The following is a 15,214-nucleotide window of genomic DNA, read 5'->3' on the forward strand; positions in this document are numbered from 1 at the left end:
GTCGTTCGAGGAGTAAAGTGTGAACCATTGGCTTAAAAAGAGCATATGGCTTTTAGCAGGAAGCTTATTGACGTTCCCGACTATAGTGGCGGCTAATGACTTTAGTGCCAGCTTTAAAGGTACAGACATTCAAGAGTTCATTAATATTGTTGGTCGTAACCTAGAAAAGACCATCATTGTTGATCCATCCGTGCGTGGTAAAGTCGACGTACGCAGCTATGACATGTTGACTGAAGAACAGTACTACAGCTTCTTCCTTAATGTACTAGAAGTGTATGGTTTTGCTGTGGTTGAGATGGACAACGGCATTCTCAAGGTCATTAAGTCGAAAGACGCTAAAACTTCAGCTGTACCTGTAGTTGGCGATGGCTCCATCAGTGGAGATGAGGTTGTCACACGTGTTGTTGCCGTGCGTAATGTTTCTGTGCGTGAGCTTTCACCGCTACTACGTCAGCTAAACGACAATGCGGGCGCGGGTAACGTAGTGCACTACGACCCAGCTAACATCATCTTGATTACTGGTCGCGCTGCGGTGGTAAACCGTCTTGCTGACATCATTAAACGTGTCGACCAAGCGGGTGATAAAGAGATTGAAGTGGTTGAGCTTGAAAATGCTTCCGCAGCAGAAATGGTGCGTATTGTTCAAGCATTAAACAAAACCACGGATGCCAAGAATACCCCAGCTTTTTTGCAACCTAAATTGGTTGCTGATGATCGCACTAACTCAATTTTGCTTTCAGGTGACCCTAAAGTGCGTCAGCGTTTACGTAGATTGATCAAGCAGCTGGATGTTGAAATGGCTTCGGCTAAAGGTAACAGCCGCGTGGTTTATCTTAAATATGCTAAAGCCGAAGAGTTAGTCGATGTCTTAAAAGGGGTTTCTGATAATCTTCAAGCAGAGAAGTCGCAGGGGAGCAACTCAAACTCGGCTCAACGTAGTGATGTCGTAATTGCGGCGCATCCGGGCACAAATGCATTAGTACTGACTGCGCCGCCGGATATTATGAGTGCGCTGCAAGATGTGATTGCTCAACTGGATATTCGCCGTGCTCAGGTGTTGATCGAAGCTCTGATTGTCGAAATGTCAGAAGGTGATGGTATCAACCTTGGTGTTCAATGGGGGTCGTTAGAGAGTGGAGCTGTGGTTCAGTATGGCAATACTGGGGCATCTATTGGTCAGGTAATGGTTGGGCTAGAGGAAGCGAAAGATACCTCAAAAACAACCGCCGTTTACGATCAGAATGGTAAGTTTCTGCGTAATGAAACAACCACTGAAAAAGGAGATTACTCGACACTGGCTTCCGCGTTAAAAGGGGTTAATGGCGCTGCACTGAGTGTAGCGATGGGCGACTGGACAGCACTGATCAGCGCAGTGTCGACTGATTCCAATTCCAACATTCTGTCATCCCCAAGTATTACTGTAATGGACAATGGCGAAGCCTCTTTTATTGTTGGTGAAGAAGTGCCGGTATTAACGGGCTCAACGTCGGGCTCTAACAATGAAAATCCATTCCAGACTGTCGACCGTAAAGAGGTCGGTATCAAGCTGAAAGTGGTACCGCAAATCAACGAAGGTAACTCAGTTCAGCTGAAGATTGAGCAGGAAGTGTCTAACGTATTGGGCGCCAATGGTGCGGTCGATGTGCGTTTTGCTAAACGTCAGCTCAATACTTCTGTGATGGTGGAAGATGGTCAGATGATTGTCTTGGGTGGTTTGATTGATGAGCGCGCACAAGAGAGTGAGTCGAAAGTGCCAATCTTGGGTGACATCCCATATTTGGGTCATCTATTTAAGTCGACCAGTACCCAAGTAGAGAAAAAGAATCTGATGGTATTTATCAAGCCAACCATTATTCGTGATGGTATGACAGCGGATGGTATCACCCAGCGTAAATACAACTTTATTCGTGCTGAGCAGCTCTACAAGGCAGACCAAGGTCTTAAGCTGATGGATGATGCCAATATTCCGGTGCTACCAAAATTCGGTGAGGATATTCGTCACCCGATAGAGATTCAAGCTTTCCTTGACCAGATGGATAGCCAGTAATGGATGTAGCAGTTACACCGGATTTCAAGCGTTTACCGTTTAGCTTCGCCAATCGCTTCAAGTTGGTACTTGAGTTAGGTGAGCAAGGTTTAGTGTTATTCTACGTTGCGCCAATTTGCGTCGATGCTTTGCGTGAAGTAAACCGAGTTTGTGCTCAGCCGTTTACGTTGCAAGAAATCACCAAAGAGGCATTTGATAGCAAACTGACCGAAGCGTATCAGCGCGACTCTTCTGAGGCTCGTCAGCTGATGGAAGACATTGGCGCGGATAGTGACGATTTTTTCTCTTTGGCAGAAGATTTACCGCAAGATGAGGACCTGCTGGAGTCGGAAGATGATGCGCCTATTATCAAATTGATTAACGCCATGCTTGGTGAAGCCATCAAAGAAGGTGCATCGGACATCCATATCGAGACCTTTGAGAAGAGTCTGTCGATTCGCTTCCGTATTGATGGTGTGCTACGTGACGTACTGTCGCCAAGTCGTAAGCTTGCGCCACTGCTGGTCTCGCGAGTCAAAGTCATGGCTAAGATGGATATCGCGGAAAAGCGCGTGCCACAGGATGGACGTATCTCATTGCGCATTGGTGGCCGAGCGGTAGATGTGCGTGTTTCGACCATGCCTTCTTCCCATGGTGAGCGCGTGGTAATGCGTCTTTTAGATAAGAACGCGACTCGTCTTGACCTGCACAGTTTAGGTATGACGGAGGTTAACCATAACGCCTTCCGTCAGATGATCCAGCGCCCTCACGGTATTATCTTGGTGACCGGCCCGACGGGTTCGGGTAAGTCGACCACTTTATATGCTGGCCTAGCTGAAATTAACAGTAACGAGCGCAATATTCTTACGGTTGAAGACCCAATAGAATTCGATATTGATGGTATCGGTCAGACTCAGGTTAACCCTAAAGTCGATATGACCTTTGCCCGTGGATTACGCGCAATACTGCGTCAAGACCCTGACGTGGTGATGGTGGGTGAGATCCGTGACTTAGAAACGGCGCAAATCGGTGTCCAAGCCTCTTTGACGGGTCACTTAGTGATGTCGACTTTGCACACCAATACCGCGGTTGGTGCGATTACTCGCTTGCGCGATATGGGCATTGAGCCATTTTTGATTTCCTCTTCTCTGTTGGGTGTGTTGGCACAGCGATTGGTTCGCACCTTATGCCCTGACTGTAAAGAGCCGCATGAAGCGGACAAAGAGACTAAGAAGCTGTTTGGTCTGAAGAAGAAAGATGAGCTGACCTTGTATCATGCTTGTGGCTGTGAAGCGTGTAACTTTAAAGGTTACCGAGGTCGTACTGGCATTCATGAATTGCTGGTGGTCGATGAAGAAGTACAAGAGCTGATTCATAGCGAGGCGGGTGAGCAGGCGATCGAGAAAAGCATTCGCGAGCGCACCCCAAGCATTCGTCAAGATGGCTTAGATAAAGTGCGCCAAGGTATTACTTCACTTGAAGAAGTGATGCGAGTGACCAAGGAAGGCTAATGGCAGCGTTTGAATACAAAGCACTCGATGTACGAGGTAAAAATAAGAAAGGCGTGATTGAGGGCGATAATGCCCGCCAGGTTCGCGCCAGACTTAAAGAGCAGGGACTGATACCTGTTGAAGTGACTGAAACCAGGCAGAAAGCGAAACAACAAAGCAGCAGCCCGGCGACGTTTCAGTTTAAACGTGGTTTAAGCACCCCTGATTTAGCGCTCATTACCCGACAGCTAGCAACCTTAGTTCAATCAGGTATGCCACTTGAAGAGTGTTTAAAGGCTGTCTCCGAGCAATCAGAGAAACCGCGTATTCGTACCATGCTGTTAGCGGTGCGTTCCAAGGTCACGGAAGGCTATACCTTAGCTGACAGCTTGGCAGACTTTCCTCATATATTCGATGAACTATTCCGCTCAATGGTCTCGGCAGGGGAAAAGTCGGGTCACCTTGATTCGGTTTTGGAACGTTTGGCCGATTACGCTGAGAATCGTCAGAAGTTGCGTTCTAAATTACAGCAAGCGATGCTCTATCCGGTTGTGTTGGTGGTGTTTGCGGTGTGTATTGTTGCCTTCTTATTAGCAGCGGTTGTGCCAAAAATCGTTGGTCAGTTTGTCCAAATGGGTCAAGAACTTCCGCAATCGACTCAGCTCCTATTAGCGTCAAGCGAGTTTATTCAAAACTGGGGTATACAGCTGTTAATCGCCACCTTTGTCCTGATTTACTTGGTGAAGTTTGCCCTCAGTAAACCCAATATTCGCCTTGGTTGGGATCGTAAAGTTATCTCATTGCCTCTGATTGGCAAGATAGCCCGTGGCCTAAATACTTCGCGATTTGCCCGTACTTTGTCTATCTGTACCTCGAGCTCGATTCCAATTTTGGAAGGAATGCGCGTTGCTGTCGATGTTATGTCGAACCATTACGTCAAACAGCAGGTCTTAGTGGCGGCCGACAATGTTCGTGAAGGGGTAAGCTTACGTCGTGCACTTGAACAAACCAAGCTGTTTCCACCTATGATGCTGCATATGATCGCCAGTGGTGAGCAGAGTGGTGAACTAGAGGGGATGTTGACGCGCGCAGCAGATAACCAAGATGCGAACTTTGAATCAACGGTCAATATTGCGTTGGGGATATTTACTCCAGCATTGATTGCGCTTATGGCCGGTTTAGTGCTGTTTATTGTACTGGCGACACTGATGCCAATTCTAGAAATGAATAACTTAATGAGTTCATAACCGTTTTAGCCTAGCTAGAGATTTAGTGGAGAGAGAAATGAACAAAAAAATGAAAAAACAGTCAGGCTTTACCCTATTAGAAGTCATGGTCGTAGTGGTTATCTTGGGTATTTTGGCAAGTTTCGTTGTGCCTAACTTGCTGGGTAACAAAGAGAAAGCTGACCAACAAAAAGCGATTACTGATATTGTTGCGTTAGAAAATGCGCTTGATATGTACAAGCTAGACAACAGTGTTTACCCATCAACGGATCAGGGCCTAGATGCGTTAGTCAATAAGCCTTCAAGCCCAGAGCCGCGTAACTACCGTGACGGTGGTTATATCAAACGTCTACCTAATGATCCATGGGGCAATGACTACCAGTACCTAAGCCCAGGAGATAACGGCAGCGTGGACATCTTTACTTTAGGTGCTGATGGTCAAGAAGGTGGTGAAGGTGCCAATACAGATATTGGTAACTGGAACATTCAAGACTTTCAGTAAGTAATAGGGCTTTCTCGATTGAAAATGCGCCATCACTCTGGTTTTACGTTACTTGAGATTTTACTGGTATTAGTACTGGTATCGGTAGCATCAGTAGCTGTTATCTCAACACTCCCTGTCAATGCAGAAGATGGCGCCAAACAGCAGGCTCAATCACTCTATCACCGTGTTCAGCTTTTAAATGAAGAAGCGATGCTCAGTGGCCGAGATTATGGCCTGCATGTTGATGATAAAAAGTCACTGTATGAGTTTTTTCATCTGACATCAGAAGGTTGGCAGCGCCTGGATAATGCCAATATAACCAGCCGAACAGAGTTAGAAGATAACTTAGCGTTGAGCCTAGTGTTGGGCGGTAATGTTTGGGCTAATAAAGATCGTCTGTTTGAGCCTGGCAGCCTTTTTGATGAAGAGATGTTCGCTGAAAATGAGCAAGAAAAGCGTCTTCCTCCTCCACAAGTTTTTATTATGTCTAGTGGCGAAGTGACGCCATTTTCTATTGCTATTTACCCACAAAATTCGGATGCCGAGAAAGATGCGTGGCGAATAGTAGCAAAAGAAAATGGTCAGATTCTTCTGCTTGCCCCAGGAGAGTCTGATGAGCAGCAATAAACGTGGTTTTACCTTGCTGGAAGTCTTAGTTGCGTTGGCGATCTTCGCCACTGCGGCGATTGCCACGATTCGTTCGGTGAGTCAGCATATTAATACGCTCAACTTCCTTGAAGAGAAAACCTTTGCCGCTATGGTAGCCGATAATCAAATGGCAAAGGTGATGCTATCTAATGGCAAGCTGCGTAAGGAAAAAGGCAAAGAAACCTTAGCGAAAAGAGAGTGGTTTTGGAGCGTCGAGCCAGTGTCGACCAGTGGCGATATGCTGCAAGCGTTTGATGTTAAGGTGGCGACCAGTGCCAAAGCGTCGCCGATAGTGACGGTAAGAAGTTATGTACCGAAATAAGCGCTCTGGCCAACAAGGCTTCACTTTGATTGAAGTGCTGGTGGCGATTGCTATTTTTGCCAGCTTAAGTGTCGGTGCTTATCAGGTGCTAAATCAAATCCAGCGCAGTAATGAGTTGTCTCTCGAGCGCAGTGAACGATTGAAATCATTGCAGCGTGCGCTGGTATTTATGGATAACGACTTTCGTCAAATGGCCCTGCGTCAGTCACGCACCAATGGCGAAGAGGCTTCAGCAAAGCTTATCCAATGGCAAGATTACTTACTCGACTCGGATGCTAAAGGCGTGATGTTCGCTCGTTTGGGCTGGCATAACCCGCAGCAGCAGTTTCCTCGTGGTGAGGTAAGTAAGGTCGGCTACCGAATCAAAGACGATCAACTTGAGCGAGTTTGGTGGCGCTATGTGGATACTCCTGCGGGGCAAGAAGGAGTGGTGATGCCACTGCTTGATGGTGTCGAGTCGTTTGAGATGCGTTTCTACGATGGTAGCCAGTGGAGTGATAACTGGCAGAAAAATTATCGTCTGCCAAAAGCAGTGGCGGTGACTCTTAAGCTAAAAGATTACGGTAAAATTGAACGTATATATCTGACTACCGGTGGCATGCTTGAAGGTGGTGAGGAGTCAGATAATGATGGTTAAAAAGCAGCGCGGCGTTGCCCTGATCATCATTTTGTTGTTGCTAGCAGTGATGGTTACGATTACCGCCACCATGTCAGACCGCTTATTCGGCCAATTTAAACGCGCAACCAACCAGATTAATTATCAGCAAGCATACTGGTATAGCTTGGGCGCAGAAGCGTTGGCCAAGGCGGGTATTGAGCAAAGCTATAAGGATTCAGACACGATTAACTTGTCTCAACCATGGGCGCTAGAAGAGCAAACTTATCCGCTTGATTTTGGTACTTTGTCGGGTCGCTTAGTTGATAAGCAAGCGTGCTTTAATATCAATGCGTTGGCGGATGTTGAAGTGGCAGCGGGCTCAGATAAAGCGCCTTACTTGGTAGAGGCTTTTCAGCATTTATTAGAAGAGCTTGAGGTTGAAAACTATCAAGCGGAAACCATCGCCCAGTCTCTGTGGGAGTATGTTGATAGTGACAACTCTGTTAATTCGACCAGTGGTGTCGAAGACAGCTTTTATGAATCGATGTCACCTGCGTATATGGCGGCAAATAGCCTATTGGCAGATGGCTCGGAGCTAAGAGCAATCAACCAAGTTTCTGGCGAGGTCATGGAAAAAGTGCGCCCTTATATATGTGCGCTACCAACGTCTGATTTTCGTCTCAATGTGAACACCTTAAAGCCGGAGCAAGCTGCGTTATTGGTGGCAATGTTTAACCCTGCGCTAGGCTTAGATCAGGCTAAACAGGTACTAGAGAATCGCCCCTTTGATGGTTGGGGCAGCATTGATGATTTTTTAAGTGAAAAAGAGTTCTCTTCCGTTAATGAAGAGCAAAAGAAAGATGCCAAAGGTTACCTTGCGGTGACGAGTGCTTATTTTGAATTGGATGCTGAATTGTTAGTCGGCGACTCTCGAATGAGAGTACGTAGCTTGCTATTTAGCGAGAATAAGGAAACTGCGACGGTAATACGCCGTCGCTTCGGAGGTATCGGTGAACGAGTTTCTGATCGTTCGACTGAGCAATAATACGGCGCAAGCTATTCAATGGATAGTTTGGTCACAATCACAACACGAGGTGATCGCCAGCGGTGAGTTATCAGACCGCTCAGCATTGCCTGAATTGGCTAATTATGCCCAAGGTCGCCACACGTTGGTATTAATCTCAGCGCAAAGCTTAGTGCTGACGGATATGGAGATTCCTTCCGGTGCGAGTCGTCAGTTTGAATCTATGCTGCCGTATGTATTGGAAGATGATTTAGCCCAAGATGTCGATCAGTTGCACTTCTCGGTGTTAAACAAAGCTCAAGGGCGAGCGCAAGTGTGTGCGATTGATCGGGCTTTCCTTGAGCAATTGCTGAGTGACTTACGCGAGCAAGGCTGTCAGATATATCAGGTGATGCCAGATGTGTTGGCCCTGCCAGATGTCGAGGGTATTTCAGCGGTAGAACTTGGCGGTCAATGGCTACTTAAAAAGTCACCTTATTCAGGTATGGCGATTGAAAGTGATTGGTTAGCGCTGATCGCTCAGTCAGGTTGGGTTAAGCGCGATGAGGATTTTTTACCGCTGACCGCTTACTCGGCGTTGCCTAATCTAGAACTGGCTGAAGATCAGCAATGGCAAAATGGTGAACCTAAGTTGGTGATGCAGTTGCTCGCAGAGCAGGCTTTGATTAGTAAAATCAACCTTTTAACTGGTGCATTTAAGCCAAGGTCTTCTTTTAGTCGTCACTGGAAAACATGGCAAAAAGTGGCAATCGCAGCGGTATTTCTGCTTGCGGTTGTGGTGGTCGATAACGTACTTAAAGTTCAGCGCTTTGAGGCGCAGGCTGCCGCTTATCGTGCAGAGAGTGAACGTATCTTCCGTCAATCTTTACCGGGTAAAAGCAAAATCCCTACGGTGAGTTATCTCAAGCGAGAAATGAACCGAGAAGCGGAGCGTTTGTCTGGCGGGGCAGATAGTAGCGCTCTAGTGAGCTTAATGGTTAAGCTGCCACCACTACTGAAACAGGTTCCTGGGCTAACGTTGACTAGCTTTAAGTATGATGAAGGGCGCAACGAAATACGTTTGCAAGCGCAAAGTAAAGACTTCCAGACTTTTGAGAAAGCGGCAGAACTACTCGGTGTTCGTTTTACTGTTGAGCAAGGGCAGCTCAATCGTTCGGGCAGCAATGTTAACGGCTCGTTTGTTTTAAAACCACTGTAAGGAGTGAGTATGAATAATCTATTAGCCTCCTTCCAGGCATGGTGGCAGAGTATTTCGCAACGCGAGCAGCGCCTTGTGATTGCTTGTACACTATTAGTGTTAGTCGGTGGTCTATATTGGGGTGTTGTTCAGCCAGTTGTGACCCGAGCGGATAACGCTCAAATGCGCATTCAAAGTGAAAAGCAGTTGCTTGCTTGGGTAAAAGATAAAGCTGATGAGATCGCTGTGCTCAAAGGGCAAGGCGGTAAGAGTGTCTCTGGTTTGCCGATCAACCAAGCGGTGTCATCAAGCGTGCAACGTTTTAAGGTTGAATTGATTCGCGTCCAGCCTCGTGGTGATGAGTTCCAAGTTTGGGTTGCGCCTATGCCATTCAATCAGTTCATGAACTGGGTGACTTTCTTACAGGAAAACTACGGTATCGGCGTTGTCTTCCTTGATCTAGATAAAGGTGCTCAAGAAGGCATGGTAGAAATCAATCGACTGCAATTTGGCCGAGGGTAGAAGCGTGAAAAAAAACATTCTATCTGGCCTGTTTCTTGGTGGCGTCTTGTCGACCAGTGCCTTGGTGCATCTGCCTGCTCAGTTTTTATTCCAATACGCACCGCTGCCAAGTCAGCTTAGTTTAGTCGGCGTAGAAGGGACGATATGGCAAGGCTCTGCTAATCAAGTGATATGGAATGGCCAAAACTACGGCCAATTGAATTGGCAATTGAGGCCGAGTCAGCTGTTAACAGCCAAACTTGAAGCCAAAGTTCGCTTTGGTCGTGGGAGTGATATTCAGCTACAAGGACGTGGAGTGGTCGGTTATGCGTCAAGTGGTCCTTACGCTGAGAATGTGATTGCATCCATGCCGGTGACCTCCGTGCTAGAAATAGCACCGAGCTTACCCGTACCGCTAGATCTCAACGGTCAAGTTGAGCTGAGCTTACGTTCTTACTCTTATGCTGCACCATTCTGTCAGGCCGCTGAAGGGAGCCTAGTCTGGAATACCGATGTGATTGGTTCACCAATCGCCGAGTTGGCGACAGGGCCGATTGTCGCCCAGTTCAATTGCCGAGACAGCAAGGTTGATATTTCTGCAGAGCAAAATAGCGATCAGGTTGTGAGCAGTGCGAAGGTGACTGTAGAGTCAAACCGCAATTTTGTCGCCACCGCGTGGTTTAAGCCGAAAAGTGAGTTTCCTAGTGAGTTAACTCAGCAAATGAAGTGGCTGCCGAATCAGGCGGACTCAGAAGGTAAGTTCCCATTTACGTACCGTGGTCGTTTATAAATCGGCAGTTTGGCATCGTAAGATAGACAAAAGGGCAGCCATTGTTGGCTGCCCTTTTGTTATTTACTGGCAGGGAAACTGATTTGGACTTTTAAGCCGCCGCCACTGCGGTTGTTTACAATCACTGAGCCATTATGCTGACTGGCGATACGCTTAACGATAGCTAGACCTAATCCAGTCCCTTCACTGCCTCGTGCAGTATCGCCACGGGTAAAGGGTTCGAACAGTTTGCCAATCTGGCTCTGCTCAATACCAGGGCCGTTATCTTCAATACAAACCCACACAAGTTTGTTATCCGCGGTGATACCGGTACTGACTTTGATCCAATCATTACCATAGCGAATCGCATTGACGACTAAGTTACTCACAGCGCGCTTAATCGCAATCGGACTGCCAATGGTCTCTTTGAGCGGCTGGTGGAGCTCAGTTTCAATCTGAACCTCATAGCCCCCCTCAGACGATGCCACATCATTGGCAATATCATTAAGATCAACGGGAATGAAAGAGTCTTTGTTAACGGGCTTTAGGTAGTCCATGAACTGACTGATGATTTCATTACACTCTTCGGTATCGCTGATGATGCCTTCGGCAAGATAACTGTCTTCCGGCGACATCATCTCTGTTGCTAGGCGAATACGAGTCAAAGGTGTACGTAAGTCGTGGCTAATTCCCGCCATTAATAACGCGCGGTCTTCTTCAAGCGCTTGAATGCCTTTCGACATCTGATTAAATGCGCGAGTAACTGAGCGTATCTCCGAAGGCCCTTTTTCTGGCAGTGGCGGAGGGATCTCGCCTCGTCCAACCCCCTTTGCTGCTTTTTCTAGCGCGATCAATGGACGATTTTGTAAGCGGATAAACAGCCAGCCACCGGCAACTATCAGTAACGCCATGATTAAGCTATTGCGAAAGAGCGGAGTGAAGTCCTCTTCTTGCAGCTCAGAAAGTGGAATACGTAGCAGTGAATCGGGCAGCGAATCAATCTTCATCCACAATACATAACTGTCACTGCCAAGCATCATACGCACATCTGTCGGTGAACCGAGCTCTTGGGTCATCTCTTCACTCATTAGGTCGATGGTCACCGCATGGTAGTACTCATCGGCCATTGGGCTATCTTTAGCATGAATTGTCACCCCAAGCTGCTCTAGAACACGGCGACGCAGTGGCGCATTTATATCTAGCTCATCTGCCGTGATCTCTGAATCATCAAGCATCAAGTTGATTTCGTGGCCAAGGATCTTATTGAACTGCTGCAAACTCGGCATTAGAGCGTAGTTGAACACAGCGTAGTAAGAGTAAACCTGACTGGCAATCAGTAGGGTCAGGAAGATAAGTATGGATTGAGTAAATGAGCTGCGGATGCGCATAACACCAACCTTAAGCGAGTTGCGGTGGTTAAAACAAAGAGTGCGAGACTTGGTCTCGCACTCTATCAATAGTTGTTTATTTTAGGCTTCTTTACCGTCTGGGACAAAGACGTAACCTAAGCCCCACACGGTTTGGATATAGCGGGGTTTGCTTGGGTCAACCTCAAGCATGCGGCGCAAGCGAGAGATTTGCACGTCAATGGAACGCTCCATCGCGGAGTATTCGCGGCCACGTGCCATGTTCATCAATTTATCACGTGACATAGGTTCACGTGCATTGGTGACCAGTGCTTTAAGAACTGCAAATTCACCCGATGTCAGTGGCATTGCTTCATCGTCACGGAACATTTCACGCGTGCCTAGGTTTAAGCGGAAGTCACCAAACTCAACCACAGACTCTTCACTGCTTGGGGCGCCAGGCAGCTCGGTTGTCTGACGGCGCAGTACCGCTTTGATACGAGCCAAAAGTTCACGCGGGTTAAACGGTTTTGGTAGATAGTCGTCAGCACCCACTTCAAGACCAACAATACGGTCAATCTCATCACCTTTTGCGGTTAGCATTAGGATAGGAAGAGTGCTGTTTGCGTTACGTAAACGGCGACAAATTGATAGACCATCTTCACCTGGCAGCATTAAGTCTAAAACCATCAAGTGGAAAGTCTCACGCGTTAGCAGGCGGTCCATCTGCTCACTGTTAGCGACACTGCGAACTTGAAACCCTTGCTCAGACAAGTAACGTTCTAATAGTGCACGAAGTCGTGCATCATCATCGACAACTAATATTTTGTGATTTTCTTGCATGTAATAGTTCCACCTATTGAATACGCTCACGCAAACTTGGAGTAATGGAATGTTTACTCAGTTGCGCAGTTTAAAATGTAACATTGTTCCAGTTCTATGAGTGCAAAGAATTGTTAACGTTTATTTCCTTTTTAGCTAATGTATATCTGAACTTCAATTTAATAGCGTCAGAAATATGAAAACAAATCTAATTACGCGAGAAGGTTATGATCGACTTAAGAAAGAGCTCGACTTTTTGTGGAGAGAAGATCGCCCCGAAGTCACCAAAAAAGTGACTTGGGCAGCAAGCCTTGGCGATCGCAGTGAAAATGCAGACTATCAGTACAATAAGAAGCGTCTGCGTGAGATCGATCGCCGTGTTCGCTATCTGCGTAAACGCTTAGAGCAGGTCAAAGTAGTCGATTACTCTCCACAACAAGAGGGCAAGGTCTTCTTTGGTGCTTGGGTTGAGATTGAAAATGAAGAGGGTGATACCAAAGCGTTTCGCATTGTCGGACCGGACGAAATTTATGGGGATGCCAAAGGTTACATTTCGATTGATTCACCAATGGCGCGAGCTTTACTGAAAAAAGAAGTCGATGATGAATTTAGCGTTAAAACGCCAGAAGGCTTCAAAGAGTGGTTTGTAAATAGTATCCGCTATAGTGAGTAGTTGCGACGTTACCCATTGAGCCATGAAACAAAAGTCCCGCAGGGAGCGGGACTTTTGTTGGCTATTTTTCGTAGTCAGGTTTGTCAGTGACGATATAGTTGGCGTCACTGGCGACCACTGCGCCATATTTAAGGAAGTTCTTGCCAAGGATCATACTGTAATGGAATCGGCTACGGTCTTGTAAGTTGACGCGGATTTTCTTTTCCAGATTGCCGAGCGTGACATGCATTTCAACCACTGGACGCACATTGGCTTTCTCGCCTTGCTTGGCGGTAATCGTCATCGTATCGACGACTTTACGCGTAAACTTCTCTTCCATCCCGACATCGTTTTGATAGGTGAAGCTGACCATCTGCTGGCCATCTTTTTTGAACATCTTGATGTTTTGCGCGTTGATTGAGCTAACATCGGCGCCCGTATCGAGCTTAACTGGGAAGTCTAGCCCTTCAACAGTCGCCACTTCGATATGGCCAGCGGTGAACATTGGGTAGGCATCAAGCAAGTGATCGGTTCTGGTATTGATCAGCACGCCATCTTTTGACATTTTTTGGCCAATGACAAAGTAGTCTTCCACTTCGTTGTCATCAAGTACATCAATCGCATACGGTATCTCGACATTCTTGCCATACAGATTGAACGTGCCAAATACCACTGGTCTTATTGAATCACCGACACGCAGTTTCTTATTGATAGGTTTGGAGAACTGCTGCACATCACCTTGGGCATTAGTGAGGTAATACGTTACCCAATCTTTGCCTTTTTTCTCGAATATTTCGAAGCTGACTACTTTTAGCAGCGGGGTTTTGACCACTAACGACGGTTCGGCTTTGAGTGGAATACCGTCTAGAACTATATTTTCATCACCTGACACCTGCATCGCTTTGGATTTAATGTTGAATGTTTTAGGTGAGTTACTCAGTAGCGACTTCTTACTGGTATCAATCATGAAGTGTTTGTTTAAAGTGCTCTTGCCAAGGCGAAGCTGAGAGCTGAACTTACTTCTATCGGTCAAGTAAACCATCCAGTATTGAGGTGTTTCACTGTGAGTATTGACGGGTACAAATACCAACGGCTTTTCTTCTCCGTTCACGTTGAGCATTCTTAACAATGGCTGGGTCAGCCTGTTTTGTTTGCCATCGTCACCTTTGATGGTAAAGGAAACCTGCTGATTTTTATCATCGATCTTGATGTTGGTGGCATGCAATGAACTGTAGTTATTTTGCAGTGAATAGCTCACCTTCTGGGTTAGACCGCCGATGTCGACACTCTCTTTCTTGCCGATCAACTGGGCGCTCTTCTGCTCTTGAAGATAGTCATAGCCTGCGAATACCCAAGCATTATCATTTAGGTAGGTTTTTCCGATTAAAATCGGCACCGAGAACTGATTACGGTTGGTTAGGTTGACGACTGTATCAACGGTTCTACCGGCAATAGTGATGGGCATCCTGACTGTCGGGCGAAGAATTGGCTTCTCACTGGTTCGGCTGCGGATGACACTAATGTCTTCGAGATCATCAGTAATCTCTATCTCTTCACCTGTATATGGCTGATAAATAGTGAAACTCACCTTTACCTGATATGGAATAAAGATATTGGCATCCCATACAGCTTTAGTGACGCCAATATCATCAATAATTGCCCACAGTAACTCATCATCTTTTAGGTGTTGGAACTCTGGGTTTAAGCTGCTGATATGGATATTGTCGGCGTGCATTGAGGTGGTATCAGCACCGGTGTCAATCTTGCCCGTGAACGAGATTCCGTCTAATTCTGGAATATCACCGAGGTAAACATTTTCAACGCGGCCAAGGACCAGTTTATCGCCTATTTGGTAAATTGGGCTTTGGGTAGTGGCAGTAATAGGTTCTGCCCAAGCAATTGAACTCGTTAATAATGAGCCCGCTAAGGCTACTGCCAATAACATTTTATTCATTAAAATTTCCGCATCAGTCTAAGAGAGAATCTGGGTGTATAGAAAGAGTAGACAGTTTCTAATCAAGAAGTGTCGGTTTTACCTATAGTTTTGACATGATATTGACCAATGTCCTACTGAGCTCCGTAATTTATAGGCTAATTTTCTGCGCAGCGTCGAAAGCATTGCAATGTCC

At 46.6% G+C, this 15,214-nt stretch carries 15 protein-coding genes; 12 read left to right on the plus strand and 3 right to left on the minus strand.

Going from position 1 to position 15,214, the window contains the following annotated elements:
* The first annotated feature begins 19 nt into the window (after positions 1 to 19).
* Genes gspD through ACU01J_RS02600 form a run of 11 tightly spaced genes read left to right on the plus strand, consistent with a single transcriptional unit; the run spans position 20 to position 10,286 of the window.
* Positions 20 to 2,047, plus strand: coding sequence for a type II secretion system secretin GspD (gene gspD / locus ACU01J_RS02550; protein WP_481084280.1), 2,028 nt, complete (start codon positions 20 to 22; stop codon positions 2,045 to 2,047).
* Positions 2,047 to 3,537: a type II secretion system ATPase GspE gene (gene gspE, locus ACU01J_RS02555; RefSeq protein ID WP_481084281.1), complete on the plus strand. Its 1,491-nt coding sequence runs from the start codon at positions 2,047 to 2,049 to the stop codon at positions 3,535 to 3,537. Before gspD ends, gspE begins: the two co-directional genes overlap by 1 nt.
* Positions 3,537 to 4,763, plus strand: coding sequence for a type II secretion system inner membrane protein GspF (gspF, locus tag ACU01J_RS02560; RefSeq protein ID WP_481084282.1), 1,227 nt, complete (start codon positions 3,537 to 3,539; stop codon positions 4,761 to 4,763). Before gspE ends, gspF begins: the two co-directional genes overlap by 1 nt.
* Before the next feature lie 37 nt (positions 4,764 to 4,800).
* Complete coding sequence (gspG, locus tag ACU01J_RS02565) at positions 4,801 to 5,244, plus strand: type II secretion system major pseudopilin GspG (protein ID WP_004416815.1); 444 nt, start codon at positions 4,801 to 4,803, stop codon at positions 5,242 to 5,244.
* Between the two features lie 24 nt (positions 5,245 to 5,268).
* Complete coding sequence (gspH, locus tag ACU01J_RS02570) at positions 5,269 to 5,853, plus strand: type II secretion system minor pseudopilin GspH (protein ID WP_481084283.1); 585 nt, start codon at positions 5,269 to 5,271, stop codon at positions 5,851 to 5,853.
* The gene (gspI, locus tag ACU01J_RS02575) at positions 5,840 to 6,196 is read left to right on the plus strand and encodes a type II secretion system minor pseudopilin GspI (RefSeq protein ID WP_481084284.1); all 357 of its coding nucleotides are present in this window, start codon (positions 5,840 to 5,842) and stop codon (positions 6,194 to 6,196) included. Before gspH ends, gspI begins: the two co-directional genes overlap by 14 nt.
* The gene (gspJ, locus tag ACU01J_RS02580) at positions 6,183 to 6,833 is read left to right on the plus strand and encodes a type II secretion system minor pseudopilin GspJ (protein ID WP_481084285.1); all 651 of its coding nucleotides are present in this window, start codon (positions 6,183 to 6,185) and stop codon (positions 6,831 to 6,833) included. Before gspI ends, gspJ begins: the two co-directional genes overlap by 14 nt.
* Positions 6,826 to 7,839: a type II secretion system minor pseudopilin GspK gene (gene gspK, locus ACU01J_RS02585; RefSeq protein WP_481084477.1), complete on the plus strand. Its 1,014-nt coding sequence runs from the start codon at positions 6,826 to 6,828 to the stop codon at positions 7,837 to 7,839. Before gspJ ends, gspK begins: the two co-directional genes overlap by 8 nt.
* A complete protein-coding gene (gene gspL / locus ACU01J_RS02590) occupies positions 7,805 to 9,016 on the plus strand; it encodes a type II secretion system protein GspL (RefSeq protein WP_481084286.1) in 1,212 nt (403 codons plus the stop codon). Before gspK ends, gspL begins: the two co-directional genes overlap by 35 nt.
* 9 nt (positions 9,017 to 9,025) lie before the next feature.
* Positions 9,026 to 9,517, plus strand: coding sequence for a type II secretion system protein M (locus tag ACU01J_RS02595; protein WP_481084287.1), 492 nt, complete (start codon positions 9,026 to 9,028; stop codon positions 9,515 to 9,517).
* Between the two features lie 4 nt (positions 9,518 to 9,521).
* Complete coding sequence (locus tag ACU01J_RS02600; RefSeq protein WP_481084288.1) at positions 9,522 to 10,286, plus strand: type II secretion system protein N; 765 nt, start codon at positions 9,522 to 9,524, stop codon at positions 10,284 to 10,286.
* 59 nt (positions 10,287 to 10,345) lie between these two features.
* Here the strand turns inward: ACU01J_RS02600 and envZ are convergent, their stop codons facing one another.
* Both envZ and ompR read right to left on the minus strand, forming a co-directional pair.
* Complete coding sequence (gene envZ, locus ACU01J_RS02605; protein WP_481084289.1) at positions 10,346 to 11,653, minus strand: two-component system sensor histidine kinase EnvZ; 1,308 nt, start codon at positions 11,651 to 11,653, stop codon at positions 10,346 to 10,348.
* 81 nt (positions 11,654 to 11,734) lie between these two features.
* On the minus strand, positions 11,735 to 12,454 hold the full coding sequence (ompR, locus tag ACU01J_RS02610) for an osmolarity response regulator transcription factor OmpR (RefSeq protein WP_004410902.1): 720 nt from the start codon (positions 12,452 to 12,454) through the stop codon (positions 11,735 to 11,737).
* Positions 12,455 to 12,629: 175 nt separating this feature from the next.
* Here ompR and greB point away from each other — a divergent pair, with 175 nt between their 5' ends.
* Positions 12,630 to 13,106, plus strand: a complete 477-nt coding sequence (gene greB, locus ACU01J_RS02615; RefSeq protein ID WP_481084290.1) for a transcription elongation factor GreB — start codon at positions 12,630 to 12,632, stop codon at positions 13,104 to 13,106.
* Between the two features lie 61 nt (positions 13,107 to 13,167).
* Here greB and ACU01J_RS02620 read toward each other — a convergent pair whose 3' ends face one another.
* Complete coding sequence (locus tag ACU01J_RS02620; protein WP_481084291.1) at positions 13,168 to 15,039, minus strand: putative ATP-dependent zinc protease; 1,872 nt, start codon at positions 15,037 to 15,039, stop codon at positions 13,168 to 13,170.
* Between the last annotated feature and the right edge of the window lie 175 nt (positions 15,040 to 15,214).

The sequence above is a fragment of the Vibrio sp. 2433-A1 genome, assembly GCF_056726085.1.